This is a genomic window from Hahella sp. CR1, assembly GCF_029813005.1.
Classification (GTDB): domain Bacteria; phylum Pseudomonadota; class Gammaproteobacteria; order Pseudomonadales; family Oleiphilaceae; genus Hahella.
The window spans coordinates 889,926-911,307 of sequence record NZ_JAPELK010000001.1; the positions used below are offsets into that span (position 1 = coordinate 889,926).

Here is a 21,382-nt window from a genome sequence, read left to right on the forward strand (position 1 = left end):
AAAATGTACACCAAGAATTTTATTTGCACAAACCTTTTTTTGCTCTATAGTAAATTTTAACTCATAAACGTAAATTATTTTTTACATAAAGAAGAAATGGACGCCATGGCAAACGAAACCAAACCGTCAATGAACTCCTGGAGAGAACTGGCTTCGCGCATCATTAAATTCGAAATGGCCAAACGTGGCGTTAAGTATAGCGACCTTAGCGACAGACTGGCCCGAATCGGCACACAGCAGAGTGCGGATAATCTCCGCAACAAGATAAATAAAGGGATTCTCGGCGCAGATTTATTTCTGCAGATCATTCTGGTGCTGAATGTGAGGAAACTGGCGCGAGAAGAATTAATGGACATCCTGCATGACCTTGGCGTGAACCACTCTGATCTGGAATGAACTCCACGGCCTTGGCTCCACTAAACCGCCTCCTCCGTACGATGATTGGCTCTGACCTGCTTGCGCCAGGCGGCGGGTGTGGAGCCATAGTGCTTTTTAAACTGTCTTATGAAATGGGTGACGTCGCCCCAACCCACGCTGACGGCGATTTTCTCCACTGATTCCCCCGTGTGCGCCAGCTTCAGGCTGGCCGCCTGCAATTTGTTGCGGGTAATCCACTCTCCGACAGAAAAGCCCGTAGACTTCTTAACCGCCGCGGCGACATGAGCCGGCGTGCGGTGCACTGCAGCGGCGACATCCTGCAGCGATATCTTCTCCAGACAGTGACTTTGAATATACTCCAGCGCCCGCGTTGTCAGACTGTCCGTAAGTGGCGCCGCGCTTGGCGCATCCGTCCGCATGGCGCGGTTAATTTCCGATAAGATCAGCAGCAACAGGCAACGCGTGACAATGCTGGTTTCAGGCGTGTTGTGCTGGCACTCCTCGCGCAGATCCGCAAACAATGACAGCAAACGTTCCCGCCGCGTGGGGTCTACGGTGATCATCGGAGGCATGCCTGAGCGGACCCGTTTGAAAGGGGACATTAAGGGGTGGGTTTCATCGATATCCAGGCAGCCGGCGCAAAAGCCCAGCCACCAGGCTTCCAGATTGTTCGCCGACAGTAAGCGGTGAGGCATGCCGGCAGGAACCAGGGTGACGACTCCCGCGCCCAGCGTGATGTCATCGCCGTGCCTGATGCGCGCGCTGCCATCCAGAATCAGGGATAACACGTGTTCTGCGTGGGAAGCCTCTTCACTGTGTTCGTTAAAGCTCATGACGCCGTGCTCGACGGCAATGGGTTGTGTTGCGTGCATGGGAGGAATATAGCCGATTTATGTTTTTCCAGCGTAGTTCATCCAGCAAAAAATCTAAATATCAGCCGATTTATTCCCATATTCCGCTCTGCGTCCAGGCGCTTGCGGGGTTTAACATCATTCGAGTGTTCAACCAAGGGATAAGCGAATATGTCGGAGAGCAATCATTATCAGCCTGAATGGGATGAGGCGGTCACGCGTTGGTATTGTGAAAACTACAGTGAGTGGCCAAGCAACGAGTTTGTGGTGGAGGCGGCGGACTTAAAGCCGGACAGCTGCGTGCTGGATATTGGGTGCGGCGGCGGACAGGCTTTGCGGCTGGCCTCCGCGGTGGTGACCAAGGGGCGTCTGGTGGGCGTGGAACCCACTCCGTTGATGCTGCAATTCGCCAAAGAGCATAAGGATAACGCTGCTTCGATTGAGTATCTGGCGGGCGCGGCGGAATCCCTTCCGTTGGCGAACGCCTCCATAGATATCGCCTGGGCGGTGAATACATTGCATCATTGGCGCGATATACCGGCGGGGCTGGCTGAGACGGCGCGTGTCATTCGTCCAGGTGGGCAGTTGATCCTTGCCGAGGATGCAGACGTGACGGACCGCTCCGCTTTGAGTGAGGAAGCGCTGCAAAGCGCCCTGAAGCAGGCGGGATTTACGGACTTTCGAATTGTTCCCACTCAGCGGGGAGACGTACTTTGTTACCTTTACCAATGTCGCAGGGGACAGGGCTGAACGCCTTTCAGGCCGGGCCTTTGGCGATAATGGCGGCTGTCGGGCGGTTTACACTGTTTCACCATTATCTCCTTTACTAATAGGGATTATGGGCCACAATTATGATAATCGCGTTCAAGCATTTCGCCCGGGGAGGGCGTGTACGTGAATCCGCTCGGAAGCCTGTTGTTTGTGAGGTAAGCACCGGTGACACGTTGGTATCTGGAATGTTATTCAGGCCAGGGTAATCAATTAAAGCGTCTACCGGTCAGGGAGTTTCCGTTTGTTGTCGGTCGCAGTGACAACGTCAGTTTCACCATAGACGCCACCGACGTATCCCGGCAGCACGCAGAGTTCCATCAAGAGGAAGGGCAGCTGTTCGTCCGTGATTTGTCCTCCACCAACGGCACTTTCGTCAATCACTGTCGCATCAATCAAGTCACCCCGGTTTGTAGCGGAGATGTTATCCATTTCGCCCACATCGAGGCGCGTGTGGTGGATGAAGAAGACCGTCCGCCCACGCCCACGGAGTCCACCTATTCCACCATGGTAATGCAAGGCGATCTATCGCAGCGCATCCCCTTGGGCGCCAGAGACTTGAAGGAATTGATCGCTCAAACTTTGGTGAACGCCGTGTTTCAACCCATCGTCAACATTAAAGGCAAGGCGGTCGCCTACGAGCTGTTGGGAAGAGGCGCGCACCCGAATCTGCTGCCCAGTCCGGGGCCGTTGTTCAACATTGCTGAGAGTGTTGATATGGCGGTGGAACTCAGCGAGTTGTTCCGTGTGATCGGCATTAAAGACGCCGCCGAACATAAACTGAAGTTGCCGTTGTTTGTGAATACGCATCCGCAAGAGTTGTTGGATGGCCCGCGTTTGCTGGCCACGTTGGAGCACGTGCGCAAGACCCATCCCAATGTGGAGCTGGTATTGGAGATTCATGAGCAGGCGGTCACCAACTTTATGGTGATTCAGGCCCTCGCCAAAGAAATACGCACGATGGGAATTGGCTTGGCCTATGATGATTTCGGCGCCGGGCAGGCGCGTCTGGTGGAATTGGCGGAAGCCCCGCCGGATGTCGTGAAGTTTGATATCGCGCTGATTCGCAATATTCACAAATCGCCGCAGCGTCAGGAGTTGTTGGAGCTGTTGGTGTCCATGGTGCACAAGATGGGAGTGAAGGCGCTGGCGGAAGGCGTCGGCTCCAAAGAAGAGGCTGTGGTATGCCAGCGCATGAATTTCGATCTTATCCAGGGCTTCGCCTTCGGTTACCCCATGCCCATCACTGAGTGGCTGAATAAGTAGTCATTGCTTCGCTTTCCCGTTGATTGTCCTGCGTATCATTCGTGGTTTTGACCTGTCTACCGGAACCTTCAAACAGGCGATATAGAACTGGCACCACAAATAACGTCAGCAATGTTGAGGTGGTGAGGCCGCCAATAATTGTCCAGCCCATGGGCGCCCACATTGATGATCCGGTGAGAGTCAGGGGAAGCAATCCTCCAATCGTGGTCAGCGACGTTAATAAGATTGGAATCAAGCGAGTTCGGGCGGATAGCGTCATCGCCTCGCTGACATCCGCGCCTTCCGCGCGAATCTGGTTGGCGTAATCCACCAGAATAATAGAATTGTTGACGACTATGCCTACCAGTGAGGTGAGTCCTACAAAGGCGGTGAACGAGAAGGTATTGCCCGTTAAATAGAGGCCCAGAATTGCCCCGATAATGGCGAAGGGCAAGGCGGCGAAAATGATCAACGGCTGTGAGAAAGAGCGGAACTGCATCACCAGTACGGCGAAGATGCCGATGATCGCCACCAGCAAAGCCTTCGCCATGCCGCCGAATGACTCCTTGCGGTTTTCCTGCTCGCCGCCCACGGTATAGTGCACGCCTTGTGGCCAGGAGTAGGCGTCCAGTTTATCTACGATCGAGTTGGTGACGGCCTCGGTCTGATATCCGGGTTTGACGTCCGCGGTCACCATCGCCATACGTTCCAGGTTATAGTGCTGAAACTTGGGAACGGCGGTCTCCAGCTCAACATCTGCAACCTGAGTAAGCGGCGTCAGCACGCCTTCCGCATTGGCGACCATCATGCGCTGAAACTGGTCCAGCTCCGGCTCTGCACGCTCTCGGGCGGTGACGATAATCGGATAGTCTTCCCCTTCGTCATCCCGCAACGAACCAACATTCAGCCCCACCAGACCGCCACGCACGGTGAGGTCGATGGCGTCCAGACTGACATGATGAAACGCCGCTTTGTCACGGTTGATGTTGACGCGAAGATCCACCTTATGGCGACTGATAGGAGCGTCCACGTTAATGGCCCCGTCCGTGTTGGCGATGATGTCGCTGACATCCTGAGCCGCCTGCCGTAGACGCTCTACATTGTCTCCGGTGACGCGGATGGTGATGGGCGCCTGCACGGGCGGTCCTTGATGAAACTCCTTAAAGCGCACCTGTGCGTCAGCGAATGTCTTGTAGTGTTCACGCTGCTCGCTCACCCATTGTTCTATTTCCTGATAAGGACGTGGCGCCAGCTGCACCAGCAGTTGCGCGTAATTAGGCTGCTGTTTGCTGTCCATGGTGTTGTAGTAAACCCGCGGGTTGCTCTTGCCGATATTAGTCGCGACTGCGGTGACTCCGGGCTGCGCCATCAGGTTTTGCTCCACTTCCTGCGCCGCTTTGCGGGTGGATTCAAAAGTGGAGCCCTCTGGCGTTTCCACGTTCACCAGAATCATGGATTTCTCCGCTTTTGGAAACAGACTCACACCTACATGACTGAAGAGAGACATGGCTCCCGCCAGAAACAGCACGGAAACCAGAAGCACCAGCCATGGCCGGCGCAGACTCCATGCCAGACCGCGAGCGTAGGGGCCGTCTGCGAAGTTTGTCAGTGAGCGCAATAACCACCCCGGCGCGGAGGACGTTACGCCGCTTTTGAGAAAGCGACTGGCCAGAAGTGGTGTAATGGTCAGGGCGATCAGCAGCGATGCGGCCAGGGTCAGAATGACAGTGACCGGCATTGAACGAATAAAGGTGCCGGAACCGCTCTGCAGTAACAGGATTGGCAGGAACGCCAGCACGGTGGTGACGGTGCCGCTGACCACCGCCCAGCCGACTTGTGAAGTCCCTTTAATGGCTGCGTTTTCCCGGCTGTCGCCCTGACGCAGGTAGCGTTCGACGTTTTCCGTGACGACGATGGCGTTGTCCACCAGCAAGCCGAGAGCGATCACCAACCCGACGATGGACATTTGCTGTAATCCAAAGCCGGTCAGGTCCAGCCATCCCAATCCGATGAGGATGGAAAAAGGGATCGCCAGTACAATAACGAAAGCGGCGCGCGCGCCCAGAGACGTCAGTACTACGACGGCGACCAACAACAGGCCCTGCCAAAGGTTTTCGAAGAAGCCGTCGACCCGCTCGTCGACGCTCTCGCTCTGATCATGGGCGAGATGCGTCTGGAAGGTCTCCGGCAGCTCTGCCGAGAAGGCATTGAGCGTGGTTTTCACTCCCGCCATGACATCGAAGATATTGCTGCCTTTGCGCTGCACCACGGTGATGAAGACGGCGGGCTCGCCTTGATAGCGAGCGCTGTAGGTGGGCGTGCCGTCTTGCAGGCGGATATCCGCCAAGTCGCCGATATAGACCGCATGACCGTCGCGCGTGCGGACGACAGTGCGGGCGAGCGTTGCAATGTCTTTATAATCGCCGCTGGTGCGAACGTTGAAACGGCGGTCGTCGCCGTTGACGTATCCCCCGGGCAGATTTTGCGCCGCTCTGCGCACCACTTCCGCCAGTTCGTCCAGTGATACGCCATGACGTCGCAGCAATACCCAGTCCGCTTTCACCTGCACTTCCAGATTCGCCAGCCCTTTTACATCAACGCGTTTGACCCCCGGGACTCTCTCCAGGCGGGTTTCCAAACGCTCCGCGTAGTATTTGAACTCTTTGGTGGACGCGGAGCTGGAAACCAGAGCGATCTGCAGAATATTGACATCCGCCGGCGACAATTTCTCTGTGTTCAAACGGGCTAGATCCGGGGGCAGCTCGCTGCGAATGCTTTGGATGGCGCCGACGACATCCTCAAACTTATCTTCCGGGTCGCTGCCGTACAGAAACTCCGTGCGCACCAGCACCAGACCGTCTTCGATCTCCGTGTAAACCGACTTCAGATCCTCCAGTTCGTTGATGGCGTCTTCAATGGGATCGACCACCAGGCGCTCCATGTCCACGGGCGTCGCGCCAGGATACAGAACGGTGGTGAGAGTGGTGGGGAAGTCGAATTGTGGATCTTCCGAGCGCGGCATGGTGAGAAAGGAAACCAGGCCGAGGCCGAGCAAAAGTAATACGGCGACCCAGGCGAAGGCGTGATTGCGAATCGCTAATTCCGGCAGGCGCATGGCGGGATACTCCGGTTAGATAAGTCAGGGATTGGAAGCCAGCGCGACAGGCGTCGCCAGCATGCCTTCCACCAGACCGGTGGCGCCGCGAGTCACCAGCGTTTCCCCTGCCTTCAGACCATGGACCACAGCGACCTGGGACGCGGAAAAGTCACGCAATACGATACGGCGGCGGTGAGCGCGATTATTGGCGTCCAGTACGAAAACCTCCGCATTTTTACCGCCGGCGCTGATGATGGCGCTGAGAGGTATCATCACCAATTTCTCCTCCGCTTTGGGCGTCAGCGTCACGCGCGCGACCATACCTGATAACAGGCGCGCCTCATGGGGATGCAGACGCACTTCCACTTCGAAAACGCCGCTGCCAGGACTGGCTTTCGCTGCGGTTTCGTAAACGTCTCCAGTCAGGGCCTGACCCGGGTAAGCGTCTAAGCGCACTTCCGCGTTATCTCCCTCTCTTAGACGAACGATTTCTTTGTCGCTGACGCCAACGCGAATAACCCAACCCGCATTTTCCTGGGCGAAAACGAATGCGGGGCGCTGCGCGCTCACCAGTTCGTTGGGCTCAATCAGGCGACGCAGCACGACGCCATCGCTGGGGGCGAGGATTTCAGAATGCTTGAAATTGAATTGGGCGACTTTGAGACGGGCGCTCGCCACCCGTAAGGCGGTTTCGGCGGATTGCACCTGCTCCAGCGGGGCGACCTTGCTGCCGTAAAGCTTATTGAATCGCTCCAGATTGCGGCGGGCGTCGTCACGGTAAGCCTCCGCCTGCGCCACTTCCGCGGCGATTTCCTCTCTGTCGAGGATGGCGATTAGCTCCCCGGCGCGCACTCTCTGACCCTCTTTCACGGTGATTCTCGCCACGATCCCTGGCGTTTTAAAGGACAGCGTTTGTTCCGATTGATTGGCGAGGACGCCGCTGGTTTCTATGGGGAGGGTATAGGTTTCCAGGCGAACGGTTTCCGTATGCACAACAGGCTCGTCTGCGGCGGCCACAGGGGCAACGCCATAGATCAGCGTCGCCAGAGAGAAGGTCACGGCATGGTAAAGGGGGCGCATGGAGGTGATCCTTGTTTATGTTTTATGTGTAAACATTTTAGGTTTGTAAAATATTCAGTGTCAACATTTGGGTGAGTGAAGGTGTGATATCTGGATCAGGAGTGCTGTTTTTTAACGAAGGTATCGAATCGCGATACTTGGAGGCGGCCATTCAGCACCCATTCAGATATAGATTCAAAAATAGCGGGGGCGACAGCAGAGTGAGCGGGACATCGGAACACAGAGAGACAACTCATGACAGTTGAACAAATACAGAGTAACTCCAAAGGTTGGTTGTTTTACGTGAAGTCTTCTTTCGTCATTGCGCTGGCTGCAGTGGCCGCCGGCATCTTTTTCATGCCGGTGGATTTGCTTATCAAAGGTTATTTCAGCATCAGTACGCTGTTTCTCATCAGCTCGACTATCACGCTGTCTAAAACCATGCGCGATGAACATGAATCCCATCGCCTTATCCACAAGATCAATGAAGCCAGAACCAACCAAATGCTGCGGGACTACGCCGAGTAACCGGATGCAAGCAGACCGCAACCCGTCCGCCAGGGACGACTTATGAATCACGAGGTGCTTTATATGTTTTACATGCAAAAAATGATGACCGCCGTACGCGGCGCCACGCGTGAGAGCGCCGAGCGGGTGGTGGACGCCAACGCTATCCGCATCTTCGAACAGGAAATCTATGAATGCGAGTGCGCTATGGGACAGGCCAAACACGATCTGGCCCGGGTCATGGCGGAAAAAATGCGACTGGAGCGCGGCATCGCCCGTCGCGCCAGATATCTGGCGGAAAAGGAAACGCAAGCTGGACAGGCGCTGGAAAAGGGATTGGAGGAATTGGCTCATGATCTCGCCACCGTGATCGCGGATCAGGAAAAAACGCTTGCGGATGAGCGCAAGGCGTCGGAAAAGCTGGGAGAACATGAGAGAAAGTTGCGCCTGAGTCTGCAATCCGCAGCCCAGAGCATTCAGAATTATCGACGTGAGCTGCGCATGGTGCAGGCCACACAGAGCACGCAACAGGCGACGGCTTCCCTGGCTGTTCGCGCCAATTCCATGGGATCGCGCATCAGTGATATGCAGGATTCCCTGCAACGAATCAGGGATCGTCAGGAGCGTTTCGATGATATGAAACGCGCCATGGAGCAGCTGGATGAAGGGCTGAATGACGATGGTCTGGAGGATAAATTGCGGAAAGCGGGTATTGGCCCGAGAACTGAGGCGGACGCCGTGCTGGATCGCATTCGTAAAAAATCAGCCTGACAGTTCGCTACATAAACCGTAATGAACCGCGCATTTGCGCGGTTTTTTGCGTTAAAACTTGGAAAGTTAATCAATTGCCCTTAATTTCCCGTATATGATTGCCTGACCTTTAATGAAGGCTGAGACAGCGGCTTTACGATTGTACGGACCATGACCCACGCGTATTACCACCCCCGGGAGCAGTACCTCAAGGTAAACTCCATTCAGATTTGTTACGAAGAACTGGGCGATCCTGATGGCGAGCCGATGTTGCTCATCATGGGGCTCGCCTGTCAGATGACGGCTTGGCCGCCCGAGTTTCTGGAGCCCCTGGTTGAAGCGGGCTATCGTCTGATCCGGCTCGATAACCGGGATATCGGGCATTCCTCAGAAATCGAGTGTCCCCATCGGGTTCCTGTGCCGGTGGACTTTGTGCGCTCCAAGCTGGGGCTGCCGGTCACGGCGTCCTATACCCTTTACGACATGGCGGATGACGCCATTGCGTTGCTCGATGCATTGAAGGTTGAGCGCGCGCACCTGGTGGGCGTCTCCATGGGAGGAATGATTTCGCAGATTGTCGCGGCGCGGCAGCCGCAGCGGATCAAGTCTCTGACTTTGATGATGACTTCCAACAATAGCCCCAAACAACCCATGCCTGATCTCGGCACGCTATGGCGCATCAACGGCGGCGGCGTGCGCGGACACCATCAGGAAGCCGCGCTGAGACGAGGCGTCGCGTTTTGGGAAACGGTGCAAAGTCCGTCCTTCCCAACGCCTAAAGAACGCATTCTGCAGCGCATCGCCAGGGATTATCAGCGTAGCTATCGCCCCAAGGGCATTGTTCGGCAGATGCGGGCGATACTCGCCACCGGCAGCCTGGAAAAGCTGGCGCGAAGCATCACCATGCCCACGCTGATTTTGCATGGTTCAGCGGACCCCTTGATGAAACCCAAGAATGGGCAGATGCTGAAGCAAAGCATCGCCCACGCCAGGTTAGAGATGATTCCCGGCTGGGGACATGATCTGCCGCTGCCTTTATTGCCGAAACTGGCGCAAAAAGTCATCGAACATGCGCGATCTGTCGGCTAAATCCAGCCTTTTTTGCGCAGATAGACGATTTCCAGCACCAGCAGGAGTCCCAGCAGGGCGGAGAACATCCAGAACGCATTGCCGTCCTCCACGCCCGGCATGCCGCCGATATTGATGCCGAACAAGCCGGTCAGCAAGCCCAGAGGCAGTGACACTGCGGCGACAATGGAGAGCAGATACAGGTGGCGGTTCAGGCGGTCGTTCATGGCCGCCGCCAGTTCGTCTTTGATGACCTGGGAGCGCTCGCGGATGGCGTCCAGATCCTCCACGTAGCGGGTCAGCCAGTCCATCACCTCCGTCAGCCTGCGCTTGTCGTTGGCGCTGATCCAGTGCAGTTCCGAGGTTTGCAGTCGGGCGATCACATCCCGCTGCGGCGAGATATAGCGCCGGAATACGATCGCCCGTTTGCGGGTCGAAATGATGGACTCGCGAATAGACTCGTCCTGAGACACCAACACGCGATCTTCCAGATCGTCGGTGGTTTCGTTCAGTGTGGTGACGGCGCTTTGCATATGGTCATAAAGCTCTACGCACATCTCTGTGAGCCACTCGCCAGCGCCGCAGGGGCCCATATTCTGCTCCAGCTTTTCGATAATGTCCGCCGTCGCCTTGAGTTGCCGCCGCCCGGCGCTGATGACGCCATATTCGGTGATCCAGGCCCGTAGCGACACCATGTCTTCCGGTTCCGCCCCCTGGTTCATGTTGACGCCGCGAAGAATGATCAACACTCCTTCATTCAGCTCCATCATCCGAGGGCGGGTTTCGTCGGCCATCAGCGCTTCGGCGATGAGCCAGTCCAGGCCGAGTTCATTTTCCAACAGATTAAGCGCACCGGGATGCAGCACATTGATGTGCAACCAGGTCAGGCGGGATTTGTCCTGCGCCGCCTGTGCGGCTTCTTCTACGGGGATGGGCGTTGCGCTGCCGCCGCCGTCCAGTTGAAACGCGTGAATAATAGGCTGGGAGTCAGTCACCGTCTCTTCCTTCCGTTAAGGTTGATCGGGAATACGTTGATCGGATTAAGCAAGTCGCCGGATTAAACATCAACTTTTAGCGGGCGCCTAGAGCCGGGAACGCTTTTGGCTAAGACTAGATGCAGTCGCCAGCAGGCGCAATCGGCCAAGATGCCTGCGTCTTTTCACCGGGCGGTTCACCAAAGGCTGAAGTTGAGCGTGTGTGGGCGATGACAAACCTGCTCGTTGCACGTCTGAAAATGCAGAGCCAGACGCACCGGCGACCGTGTGGAGCGACGTAAAGTCAGTTCGATGCGACAGTGATCGTCATAGACCTCTAAGGCGTTGCTTTCATTGAGGTCTGTCCATACGCTGGCAGGAGGGTAACGTATGTCCAGCAGGTCGTGATCAGTGTGCGACAGCAACTCTACTTGTGTGCGGCGACCATCGGGAGCGGGACAGTTGTGGCTTTGAATGCGCCAGCCTTCGCTCATGTGTATATCCAGTTGTACTTCCAACAGGTGATCTTCCTTGTATTCCTTCACCGCCACGGTGGCCCACATTTGGCCGGATGCGGCGTATTGCAGATTGACCGGGTTCGGCGTCAGCCATTCGTTCAGGCCTTTCAGAAACACCGGCGCAGACAAAGGATGACGGTTGATTTGCCCGGTGAAAGCGGCGATCTGGTTTTCCGCCATGCGTTGTACGTTAAGGTCGCCAGTGCGCAGACGCAGCGCCGCCAGCACTGACGCTAACTGCGAATTGCCGCTGACCGTGGCGTTGTCGCCGCAATGCTTGCTGCGCACCAGCAGTGGACCTTGCGCATTCTTGGGGGTGATGAAAAATCCACCCTGTTCTGCGTCCAGAAACTGCTCTTCCAATGTGGTCGCCAACGCTTCCATTCGCTCCAGCCAAAGGTGGTCATGGGTGTAGTCGTACAACTGCAGCAGTCCTTCCATGTAATGCACGTAGTCTTCCAGCAGAGCGTCGTCGCTGGGCAGATTGTCCAGGCTGATGCGATGGAACAGGCCGTCTTCCCCACGCTGGCTGCGCCATAATTGGTTTGCTGCGGCGACAGCTGCGTCTCCGTAAGCGCTGATGCCGGTGATGGCGGCGGTTTCAGCCAGTGCGGCGATCATCATGCCGTTCCATTCCGTTATCACTTTGTCATCACGTAAAGGTGGAATGCGTTGGCTTCTGGCCTGTAGCAGGGTGGCTTTCAGTTCCGCCAGTTGCTGCACTAACTCCTCGTAAGTCAGGCTCAACGCCGCAGCGCTTTCCTGTAAAGAGCAGGGCAGATGCAGAATATTGGCGCCTTCAAAATTGCCTTTACGGGTGGCGCCGTAGACCTGTTCCGCGAGAGCTAGGCCCGGTGTGTCGAGAAGCTGGCTCAGTTCCTGATAGCTCCATACGAAATATTTGCCTTCTTCGCCTTCGCTGTCTGCATCCGTGGCGGAATAAAATACGCCTTCGGGAGAACGCATTTCTCTGAGAGCGTAATCCAGGGTTTCCCGGCATACCCTCAAATACTCAGGATTTTGACTCAAGTTATAGGCGCGGGCGTAGCAGCGCGCTAACTGCGCCTGGTTGTAGAGCATTTTTTCAAAGTGAGGAACCTGCCAGCGTTGATCCACCGCGTAACGATGAAAGCCGCCGCCTGCCTGATCGTAAACGCCGCCGGCGAACAGCGCGTCCAGTGTGCTTTTTACTACGCTCCAGGCGGGCTGTCGGTCTAGCGGTCGGGAATCGCGCTCAATGATGTCGAGCAGAAATAGAAGGTTGGGTTCCTGGGGAAATTTGGGTTCGCTGCCGAAGCCGCCCCATTCGCGATCGCTATAGCCAATCAGCTTCTCCACCGCCGTTTCGATCAGATTTTCCGCCAGAGCTTCCGAGATTGGCTTTGGCCTGAGGTAAACGCTGACGGCGTCCGACAGTCGACGCCCCTGTTCCAGCAAGTTCTCCTGCTGTTCCACCCACAATTCATGCACTCTTTGCAGGAGGCTGATAAAACGAGGGCGGGGGAAATAGGTTCCGCCGAAGAAAGGCTTTCCTTCCGGGGTGAGAAAGCTCGACATGGGCCAACCGCCATGCCCGGTGATGATTTGCACGGCGGTCATATAAATCTCATCCAGATCGGGCCGCTGTTCCCGGTCCACTTTGATAGGGATGAAGTAGCGGTTGAGCGTTTGCGCTACCTCTTCATTATCGAAGCTCTCTTCCTCCATGACATGGCACCAGTGGCAAGTGCTGTAACCGATAGAGAGAAAAATCGGTTTGTTCTCCGCTTTGGCCAGGGCGAAGGTATCGTCGTTCCAGGCGCGCCAGTTCACGGGGTTATGGGCGTGCTGCAGCAGGTAGGGCGAGCCTTCCAGTATCAGGTGATTGGTATAGACGGGAATTCCGTCTCGACGCCGGTAACGGGTGCGCACAGCGTAACTGCCTTGTTTGCCGGCCCGGGCGAGTTGCAGCGGATCACTGGCGGACATAGGTCTTTCCTTTGTGGCGATGAGTGCTTACAGCCCTGCACTAATGAACATAATGCATATCTTCCGTTTCATGCAAAATAATCCCTGATCTTTCCCCGATTTTTGAGCGTAAAAGCTGATGCGGAGGGCGACGTTTCGCCTATCTGGAGGCTACGGGGGGAGGCATGATCGCCGGGGAAAGTGAAAAATACGTGCGCATAAGCGCCATTCTGGGCGCCGCGCCGCTGCTGGTTCTGGGCGTGGCTTGCATTCTCGGCGGCGAGGAGGGCCCGCTGCTGCGGTCTATGTTCGACTACTACAGCATGGCGTTGTTGGCGTTCATGGCCGGCGGCGTCTGGTTGATTGGATTGCGGGGAGAAGGGCCGGCTACGCCATCGCGGTTATTGTGGGCCAGTATTGTCTGTCTGATTCTGGCCTGGATGGCGCCGGGTCTGCCGCCCGGCCTGCGCTCATTGACGCTGGCGGCGGCGTTCCTGTTCTTTTACGGACTGGATCGATTCGTTCTGGAAGACTACTGGCGCGCGGATTATCAGCAGATGCGCTGTCACCTGACCTTGTGCGCCGCGATCATGCAGGCGCTGGTCATGCTCGCCTGATCAATGATTCAGAATATCGATGATTTCCCGGGTGGACTTGATAATTTTGATGATCTTGTCCTCTACGTAGACCGTTTCGACGCCATCGTCGTCGGGGTAAATCACGCCGTGGTCGTAAACAGTCTGATCCAGAATATCGCCCTTATGCAGCTTCTTTTGCCAGCCCGGAGGCAGCTGGCCGCCCCGGTCGACTTTTTTCTGTAATCCCGGCGGCAGATCGTGCTTTTTGTCATCCTTGGCGTATGCGTTGAAGTTGAGAGAAAGTGTGAAAATGGAAATCAACAAAAGAATTTTGCGCATGGAGCTTACCTCGGGTCGGCGCCGTGAAAAAGAGTTGTGTCCGGGCGACGCTTCAGTATAGCGGGCCCTGGCGGAATTAGGCCAGGGCGCTGCGCAGGATGGGGCTATTGCAGGGCGGAAATTTGCAGCATCGGCCAGATGCGGTGCCAACGCTTGCCGTATACGCGGGAGACGAAGATATCTTCCGCGTAACGCACGTCAGGATTCGGTCGCACTTGCATGGACCAGTTCTCCAACAGGCCGAACTTGGCGGTGAACTTGAACTTGTCCAGATGCTCCAGTCTTACGCCCACGCAGGTCGGCACTTCAACCCAGTGAGAGATGGCGTCGGCGGTGTCCTGATAGGGTTCATGTTGGTGATGCAGGTGCATCCTGGCCTGGTTTTTCACTTCCCATTTCACGCCGGGGACCATTTTTCTCAGCTTGGCTTCGATTTCCTTATCGCGTTCTTCGGAGGTGTCGTCGGAGTCGAAATACACCAGATCAACATCATTCAGCGGGGTGGCCTGGGCGAGCTTGTGCAGGTGGTCCCAGATGGCGTTGCGCAGAAATCCTGCTGCAAGATACCAGTCCTTCAGGCCCAGCGATCTGGCGGCGGCCAGACAACGCATACGCAGTAAATCTTTTTTCAGCAGTACAATAGTGTCTTGTTCCATATGACAAACTCCATTCCTGTTTATTGTTTGATATCGGGGCGTTCGCGAGAACGCGTTCTGCGAATTGTCTCTCCAGATGGCCCCCGGCGTCCGTGAAAGTTTCGCACAGCAGCGTGAGAAATTATCCATTGGGAACCATTGCAATCTCCGCAACCGTTTTAAAGCGCCCGTCGAGCGTCCGCCAACACCCGATTGATCTCCTCCACCACAAAGTCCGGGTGGGATAGCGGAAGATAACGGCGGGCGTTGGCGATCACCCTGAATCGCGCTTGCGGCATATGCCGCAGCCACTCGCGGTGGCTTTCAATCCATTGCCTGCGGTCGCGGCGAGTCGGTTCCGGCGTTTGCGCCGAAGTCTCTGGCGGATTGTCGCCCACAAGGATACTGGTTGGCGCGTTATTGAGAAAGGGGATGGATTGCCCCCCTTTCGTTGCGCCCTGAATGTCATGGCTTTCTATTTTGTCTGCGGCTTTTGCGTCGTCGTAACCGTCCACGAACACCTGTCCGACGACTTCATTGGGATACTTATGCGCGAAGTAACGGATATGGGCGGCGCCGGCGCAATGACCGACCAGGATGTAGGGAGGTTTGATATCGGCGACCTGCAGCAGTTTACGCAGGTCGGCGACCATATTTTCGGCGCTTTTGGGGGAGAGGCTGGGGTCGTTGTCCTGCAGGTCGGCGCGGTCGTAGGAAAGTGTGCGGGTGAAAAGACTGATCAGGGGCTGCACGCGCTCCCAATCATCGATGCCTCCGCCCAGGTCAGATTCGAAAATAACTGTGGCGTTGCCCGAACCCTCCGCCAGATAACGCAGGCTGACGTCACCAATATCCGCATAGTCATAGGATCGTTCCATCTAAGTTCCCTTTATCCTATCGAGTAGTCTTTTTTCATTTTTTTGACGTGACGCACTATCCTGACTACGCGTCACCCAGGCCGTTGAGGGCGACGGCGCCGGTGATCTCCAGCGTACGCCTAGGCATAACGGCCATAACGATCCGACTTGTCCTGGTCGGTCGCGAAAAGCAAATATAATCAACGGGATGCACTAAAACAAGAGCGCCCGCGCAAGCGTTGACTTTACTGTGCCGAAGGGCGCTTCTGCATGATTTTCAGCGGGCGGATTATCCAAGTGTTAAGCCTTTTCTCTCCCTCGCTAGGCGCATTGCTCTACACCCTTTAACCGAGTGTTTTCCCTAAAGACAATCGCTATGGTAGCTCCGTGGATCAACGCCACGTAGAAACTATCTCATAGCCAGTCGCGTTCCTGGTGGCGAAGGCGGTGAGATAGTTTTTTCATCTCTCTCTTTTTCATCCCGCGTAGGGGGCGAACACAGTGAAGTGCTCTAGAATTCTAAAAAGACGTGCGCTTGTAAAGAAAACATCCGCTCACATTCCGGCGTTTTTGGCGTCGGTATTCGCCGCCGGCCTGTCCCTCACTGCCTATTCCATTGCGCCTTCGGATTCAGCGCGTAGTTCCGCTTTTGTATCCAGTTCCAGCGCTGGTGTGGTGGGAACGGCTTGGAGTCAGTCTGATCCTTTCGCCGGCTCCGGTGATTTTGTTGGTTTTCAGCAGTTGTCCGATTGGCGCGGCGCTTTATCTGCGCTGGCCGATAAATCCTGTATTTCCAGTCTGTGGTATGGTCCCGTGCGCGCCAGCGATGCGGACTGTGCGACGGAGCTGAACTGGCTGGGTCGTAACGCCGGTTCCGACAGCAGTAATAACTCCCCGCATATATTTGATTGGGAAAACTTGTAAGTCAGGGTATTCACCGCCAACCCTTTTAATCGTGTTTGTACGACAGAAATAATAACTACAACCTCAACCAAGACGCCCCGCGGAGCGGATAACTCCCCGGGGCGTCGCTTTTTGGCTCAGAAGGGCGTGAAGCGATAGTAGTCCACTTTCATCTCCGCATTGGCGGCCGGATAGTCCGCCGGACCATAGTCAAACCAGTGCCAGGGCGAATGCCACAGATTCAGCATAAAAATGGCCGGACGCTGTGGAACCATCGCCGCGTCGCGCATATCCCACAATGTCACCTCTTTGCCGTCCAGCTTGATGTACCAGCGGATGCGATCGGTATGCCAGTCGAAACCGACAGTGTAATAGGTGTCGGCGCGGGGAAAATCCGCCAGTCCGATATTGGGCAGAGCGCCTGCGGGAACCGTTTCATACGTGCCCTCCATGCCTGCCGGGGTTTCGCGATATGCGCCAGTGGCCATGTCGATGGCGCGGCTCTTCTTGCGGAACTGGTTTTCACTATCGCCGCCGTAGTCGGTCCAGGTGGTCAGCCACAGTATGTTAGGCTCGCCGCACAACAGCTCGATGTCGATTTCCGTATTGTCCGCCAGTCCATTGCTGTTCTTATCCGTGCCGTCATTGTCGTAGATGAATATGCCATTGACGGCCTCTTCGCCTGGGCTGCAGGAGGCGAATTTCACTCGGGTCTCGTAGCGGCCGTAATGGGTTTTCTGGTTGTAGCCCACTTCGGATGCGTAGTACGGCGATGCATTGTCGCCACTGTTCAGATCAGGATTGCCCGGGAACAGCAATGACAGCGAGGCGTTATCCCCCGCCGCAGCGTCGGCGGCGCCAAAATCCACGGCGCCGTTGGGCTGCCGGCGTGAATACCATTGGCCCTGGTTGGCGGTGAATTCATCGTTGATCTGCGGAACGCCCGGATCGGGATCGCCATTGTCGTCGCCATCATCGTTATCGTCACGGGATACCAGACTGATGTCCGCGATGTCGTATTCCACTCCGCTTTGCAGGTGATCCGCCACCAGCGCATGGACTTTGCTGAGATCGGCGAGCTGGAAGTCCTGTAGAGGAATCAACACTTCTTGAGCGCCGGGCTCCACCGTTACGGTAACAGCCTGTGAAGCTCCCTGACGGGTGGAGCAACTATCGTCGCGGGTATGCAGGCTGAGTGAGAGATCGGCGCGCTGAGAGGCGCTCAGGGAGAGCTTGAGGTGTGTGTAGGGCGAAGCGTCGAAGCAGGTGTCCGTGGCGAGCACGCTGTACCAGTAGCCGCTGCCTCCGGATATTAACCTGAGTGCGCCGTTGCTGACCTGATCGCTTTGCAGGCTGCCGTCGTCGTCGGTCCAGCCGCCAAGCAGATTCTGGTGTAAGCCTTCGTACCGGGACGCGTCGCCGAAAGCGTCGATGGTCAGGTCATCCACTGGAGCCTCAGGCTCCGCCAGGGTCAAAGTCGCTGAATCCTGCTGACCGGGGTAGCGGCTATTGCCGTTGAAGTAATCCCCGGCCTGAATGCTGCCCGCTCTGGCGCGAACGAAATAAGCGCCTGGCTCATCAGTCTGAAAGTCGCCGTCGCAGCGGAACTGAGCGCGGGTGGCGAGTTCCGGCGTACGGCATTGAAAGCTATGTGCCGGGCTTTCCTGTCCCTGTTTCATGACGTCCACATACAGGGTGAAGATTCCAGTATCGCGTAAGTTGCGCAGCTCTGCGTAGGGATGCAGATTCACGCCGGTTTGCGCCTGTTCCGCATCGAATCCTGCAGCGGCGACGCCGGCGTTGTAGGCCGCGGCGAACGTGGTGGGCGCAAGCAGGGCGCTCGCGCCCAGGGCCAGCGCCCCGATAGTCAGTGTGCGTGTCTTCAAGGCCATCCTCCTGAGTTGCTTTGCGGCGGAGCCAGTGCGCGTGAATGAGCGACCGATCCGGCGTCTTTCCGATAAATTTTTGAAAGCGCTTTCATTGTAGCCGCGTCTGTCCAGGAGTGGGATTGGCGGATTGAGTTAGGCCATGTGGAATAAGGCGTAGAGTTAGAAGACAGTTAAAAATCAGGCGGGGAGGCGGGGAATAGAAACAAGGCGCTTCAGTGCGCCTTGTGATTATCGATGGCTATGTCAGACGCCCAGCGTCGCGCCGCCGTCGATGCACAGATTGTGCATGGTGATGTGACAGGCTTTGTCCGAGGCGAGGAAGGCCACCGCTTCCGCGATGTCTTCCGGGGTGGCGATGCGTTTGAGAGGAATGCCGGTGCGATAGGAGTCCAAAGAACCGTTCAATACCGCCTCCAGCGCCTGGTCGTCTGTCCAGAACTGGCGCTGCATGGCGGTGTCGGTGGAGCCGGGCGAGACAATGTTGCAGCGCACGCCGTATTCCGCCAGCTCCAGTCCCAGACACTTGGTGAAATGGGTCGACGCCGCTTTGGACGCCGCGTAGGCCGCCATTTTGGTGCGGGGTATGGCGGCGGCGTTGGAGCCGACCGTGACGATAGCGCCGCGCCGACGCTCCTTCATCAGGCGGCCCACTGCCCGGCTCAGGAAAAATACGCCATGGGTGTTGACGGCGAAGGTGTCCAGCCAGTCGTCGGACGTCAGTTCCGTGGCGGACGCCAGGCGCAGAATACCGGCCACATTGACCAGCACTTCCACTTCGCCCAGGCCGGCTTCGATATCGCCGACCACCGCTTCGATGGCCGCCGCGTCGCTGATGTCCACGACAAAAGGACGCACTTGCAAACCCCTCGCGGTGAGAGTGGAAGTGGTGTCGCGCAGGGCTTTTTCCTGCACGTCGAGAGCGGCGACTTTGGCGCCGCGTTCAGCCAGTGTCGCCACGACGGCGGCGCCAATGCCTTGCGCGGCGCCGGTGACGATGGCGACTTTACCGGCGAAATCCACGCCGGCGCTCTGTGTAGTGGAATCAGACATAAGATTGCTCCTTGCTGTTGGAGGGGGACAGAGAAGAAAACGCGCCGCCCACCGCCGGAGTAACCACCGGATTGCCGTCAGGATCGCTCAGAATGTGCGCGTCGACGTTGTAGAGTTCGCGCACCATATCCCGGGTCAGAATCTCACGGGGTGGACCGCTCGCCACCACCCTGCCTTCGCGCATGGCGGTGAGGGTGTCGGCGTAACGAGCGGCGGCGATGAGGTCATGTAGCACCATCATGATGGTGATGCCTTTGGCGGAAAGGTCGCGCACCAGATTCAGCACTTCAACCTGATGCCCCAGATCGAGCATGCTGATGGGCTCGTCCAGCAGTAAAAGGTTGGTTTCCTGAGCCAGCGCCATGGCCAGCCAGCAACGTTGGCGCTGACCGCCGGAAAGGTGATCCAGAGGCGCGTCCATGAGATCAGCGGTGTCGGTGGCGAGCAGGGCGCGGCGCAGGGCGTCTTCGTCGGCGCTGGCCCACTGGCGGAACAAGCCCTGATGGGGATGGCGACCATGTCGGACCAGATCCGCGACGCGGATGCCTTCAGGCGCGGTGGGCGTTTGCGGCAACAGGGCCAATCGGGTCGCCGCCTGTTTTCTGCTGAGCGACCAAACGTCTTCGCCTTCCAGAAGAATGCGGCCGGAATCCGGTCGATGCAGACGCGCCACGGCGCGCAGCAGGGTGGATTTGCCGCACCCGTTGGGGCCGACGATGATCATCAATTCTCCCGGCCGGGCTTGCAGGCTGACCTCTTTCACCGTTGGCGCAGCGTCGGTTTTACCGCCGCGCCCGTTCGCGTAACTGAGGGAAACGTTCTGAATAGCGAGTCTTGGCTCGGACATCAATCAATTACCTTGCCTGGATTGGGGTTGAAACAGGATGACAGCCAGCAGGAACGGCCCGCCCATCATGGTGGCGATGACGCCCATGGGCGTCTCCACGTCGCTGTAAATGCGCCCAATGGTGTCCGCCACGATCACGAACAGGGCCCCCAGCAAGCTGGAGCGCAACACCGGCGTTTGATCCGGGCGCGCCAGAAAGCTGGCGGTCACCGGCGCCATCAGCGCTATGAAGTTGATAGGGCCGGATACAGTCACTGACAGTGCGGTCAGCACCGCCACGGTCAATACGACGGCGATCTTCAGACGCTCGGGATTCAAACCCAGGGAAGCCGCGGTGTCTTCGCCGAACTGCAATAAGGTCAGTTGTCGCGCCAGCACTACCGCAACCGGCAGCAACAGGCAGAGACCGAAAAACGCGGGAGCGGCGATGGCGTAATCTCTGCCCAGCAGCGTGCCGATGCTCCAGGTGTACATGGCGCTGGCTTCATGCAGAGGCAGGTAGGTCACCAGCACTTCCGTCATGGCGCGCAGCAGGTAGGTCAGTCCCAGACCAATCACCAGAATTCGGTAACCGTTGGAGCCGAAGCGTCCGCTGAAGGCCAACACGCCCAACAGCGTGGCGGAGGCGCCGATAATCGCCGCCCACCAAGTGTCCAATACGCTTCCCGCTCCCGCCAACATAGCGATTACCACCGCCAACGTGGCGCCCTGATGTACGCCGAGGATGTCAGGGGTCGCCAGACGGTTGCGTGCTAGCCCTTGCAACAGACAGCCGGCGGCGCCCAGACAAGCGCCCACCACCAGCCCGGCGGCGATGCGGGGCAGACGGATCTGCATGGTCAGCAGTTGGTGGGCGGGACTGCCTTCTCCCAATATGGCCTGCCACACCTGGGACAGAGACAGGTGCGTGGAGCCCAGCATCAGGGACGCGCAAACCGCCAACAGTATCACCAGCAGGATAAGCAGAGCGCTTATCAAGTCATGCAGGTTGAAGGTCATGGAAAGGGAGCCGATTCGGACCACCCGGCTACCGGCCGGGAGGAAGGATGTGGCGTCAGGAAGCCCAAGAGATGGGGCGGCCTGCTCGACAGAGGGCGACATACGGCTCATCGCGGATACCTC

20 protein-coding genes are annotated in these 21,382 nt (G+C 57.1%); 8 read left to right on the forward strand and 12 right to left on the reverse strand.

The features are described from left to right. The first annotated feature begins 105 nt into the window (after positions 1-105). Positions 106-396: a DUF6471 domain-containing protein gene (locus ONV78_RS03995; RefSeq protein WP_253938221.1), complete on the forward strand. Its 291-nt coding sequence runs from the start codon at positions 106-108 to the stop codon at positions 394-396. A gap of 20 nt (positions 397-416) precedes the next feature. On the opposite strand, the gene ONV78_RS04000 is transcribed toward ONV78_RS03995, so the two are convergent. Next, on the reverse strand, positions 417-1,250 hold the full coding sequence (locus ONV78_RS04000; protein WP_279501299.1) for an AraC family transcriptional regulator: 834 nt from the start codon (positions 1,248-1,250) through the stop codon (positions 417-419). Positions 1,251-1,400: 150 nt separating this feature from the next. Between ONV78_RS04000 and ONV78_RS04005 the strand changes: the two genes are divergently transcribed. Together ONV78_RS04005 and ONV78_RS04010 are read left to right on the forward strand one after the other, a co-directional pair. After that, positions 1,401-1,979: a methyltransferase domain-containing protein gene (locus tag ONV78_RS04005; RefSeq protein ID WP_279501301.1), complete on the forward strand. Its 579-nt coding sequence runs from the start codon at positions 1,401-1,403 to the stop codon at positions 1,977-1,979. 186 nt (positions 1,980-2,165) lie between these two features. After that, entirely contained in the window at positions 2,166-3,263 is a 1,098-nt protein-coding gene (locus ONV78_RS04010) for an EAL domain-containing protein (RefSeq protein WP_216736127.1), read from the forward strand. On the opposite strand, the gene ONV78_RS04015 is transcribed toward ONV78_RS04010, so the two are convergent. Beyond that, a complete protein-coding gene (locus ONV78_RS04015) occupies positions 3,241-6,357 on the reverse strand; it encodes an efflux RND transporter permease subunit (RefSeq protein ID WP_279501303.1) in 3,117 nt (1,038 codons plus the stop codon). The two genes, ONV78_RS04010 and ONV78_RS04015, sit on opposite strands and share 23 nt — an antisense overlap. Positions 6,358-6,381: 24 nt before the next feature. Then, entirely contained in the window at positions 6,382-7,419 is a 1,038-nt protein-coding gene (locus ONV78_RS04020; RefSeq protein ID WP_279501304.1) for an efflux RND transporter periplasmic adaptor subunit, read from the reverse strand. Between the two features lie 234 nt (positions 7,420-7,653). On the opposite strand from ONV78_RS04020, the gene ONV78_RS04025 reads away from it, so the two are divergent. The 3 genes from ONV78_RS04025 (at position 7,654) to ONV78_RS04035 (ending at position 9,744) form a co-directional block, all read left to right on the forward strand. Continuing rightward, positions 7,654-7,926 (forward strand): YiaA/YiaB family inner membrane protein, encoded by a 273-nt coding sequence (locus ONV78_RS04025; protein WP_216736130.1) that lies wholly within the window; start codon positions 7,654-7,656, stop codon positions 7,924-7,926. Positions 7,927-7,989: 63 nt separating this feature from the next. Further along, entirely contained in the window at positions 7,990-8,676 is a 687-nt protein-coding gene (locus tag ONV78_RS04030) for a PspA/IM30 family protein (protein ID WP_279501306.1), read from the forward strand. A 150-nt stretch (positions 8,677-8,826) separates the two neighbouring features. Beyond that, positions 8,827-9,744: an alpha/beta hydrolase gene (locus ONV78_RS04035; protein WP_216736132.1), complete on the forward strand. Its 918-nt coding sequence runs from the start codon at positions 8,827-8,829 to the stop codon at positions 9,742-9,744. Here ONV78_RS04035 and ONV78_RS04040 read toward each other — a convergent pair. Then, positions 9,741-10,718 (reverse strand): zinc transporter ZntB, encoded by a 978-nt coding sequence (locus ONV78_RS04040; protein ID WP_216736133.1) that lies wholly within the window; start codon positions 10,716-10,718, stop codon positions 9,741-9,743. The two genes, ONV78_RS04035 and ONV78_RS04040, sit on opposite strands and share 4 nt — an antisense overlap. 176 nt (positions 10,719-10,894) lie before the next feature. After that, positions 10,895-13,183, reverse strand: a complete 2,289-nt coding sequence (locus ONV78_RS04045; protein WP_279501311.1) for a DUF255 domain-containing protein — start codon at positions 13,181-13,183, stop codon at positions 10,895-10,897. A gap of 164 nt (positions 13,184-13,347) precedes the next feature. On the opposite strand from ONV78_RS04045, the gene ONV78_RS04050 reads away from it, so the two are divergent. Further along, complete coding sequence (locus tag ONV78_RS04050) at positions 13,348-13,779, forward strand: DUF3429 domain-containing protein (RefSeq protein ID WP_216736135.1); 432 nt, start codon at positions 13,348-13,350, stop codon at positions 13,777-13,779. Here the strand turns inward: ONV78_RS04050 and ONV78_RS04055 are convergent, their stop codons facing one another. The 3 genes from ONV78_RS04055 to ONV78_RS04065 form a co-directional block, all read right to left on the reverse strand. Then, positions 13,780-14,079 carry a hypothetical protein gene (locus tag ONV78_RS04055; protein ID WP_279501313.1) on the reverse strand — a complete coding sequence of 100 codons (300 nt, stop codon included), beginning with the start codon at positions 14,077-14,079 and terminating at the stop codon, positions 13,780-13,782. 104 nt (positions 14,080-14,183) lie between these two features. After that, complete coding sequence (locus ONV78_RS04060) at positions 14,184-14,735, reverse strand: nucleotidyltransferase family protein (protein ID WP_279501314.1); 552 nt, start codon at positions 14,733-14,735, stop codon at positions 14,184-14,186. Positions 14,736-14,893: 158 nt separating this feature from the next. Then, positions 14,894-15,592, reverse strand: coding sequence for an alpha/beta hydrolase (locus tag ONV78_RS04065; protein WP_279501315.1), 699 nt, complete (start codon positions 15,590-15,592; stop codon positions 14,894-14,896). Between the two features lie 480 nt (positions 15,593-16,072). Between ONV78_RS04065 and ONV78_RS04070 the strand changes: the two genes are divergently transcribed. Next, positions 16,073-16,495 carry a hypothetical protein gene (locus ONV78_RS04070; RefSeq protein WP_216736139.1) on the forward strand — a complete coding sequence of 141 codons (423 nt, stop codon included), beginning with the start codon at positions 16,073-16,075 and terminating at the stop codon, positions 16,493-16,495. Between the two features lie 116 nt (positions 16,496-16,611). Here ONV78_RS04070 and ONV78_RS04075 read toward each other — a convergent pair whose 3' ends face one another. The 4 genes from ONV78_RS04075 to ONV78_RS04090 form a co-directional block, all read right to left on the reverse strand. Then, on the reverse strand, positions 16,612-18,360 hold the full coding sequence (locus ONV78_RS04075) for a glycoside hydrolase family 16 protein (RefSeq protein ID WP_279501317.1): 1,749 nt from the start codon (positions 18,358-18,360) through the stop codon (positions 16,612-16,614). A 246-nt stretch (positions 18,361-18,606) separates the two neighbouring features. Next, the gene (locus ONV78_RS04080; protein WP_279501319.1) at positions 18,607-19,413 is read right to left on the reverse strand and encodes a 2,3-dihydro-2,3-dihydroxybenzoate dehydrogenase; all 807 of its coding nucleotides are present in this window, start codon (positions 19,411-19,413) and stop codon (positions 18,607-18,609) included. Then, positions 19,406-20,260, reverse strand: a complete 855-nt coding sequence (locus ONV78_RS04085) for an ABC transporter ATP-binding protein (RefSeq protein ID WP_279501320.1) — start codon at positions 20,258-20,260, stop codon at positions 19,406-19,408. The genes ONV78_RS04080 and ONV78_RS04085 overlap by 8 nt, the downstream gene beginning before the upstream one ends. A 3-nt stretch (positions 20,261-20,263) precedes the next feature. After that, the gene (locus ONV78_RS04090) at positions 20,264-21,370 is read right to left on the reverse strand and encodes an iron ABC transporter permease (RefSeq protein WP_279501321.1); all 1,107 of its coding nucleotides are present in this window, start codon (positions 21,368-21,370) and stop codon (positions 20,264-20,266) included. Between the last annotated feature and the right edge of the window lie 12 nt (positions 21,371-21,382).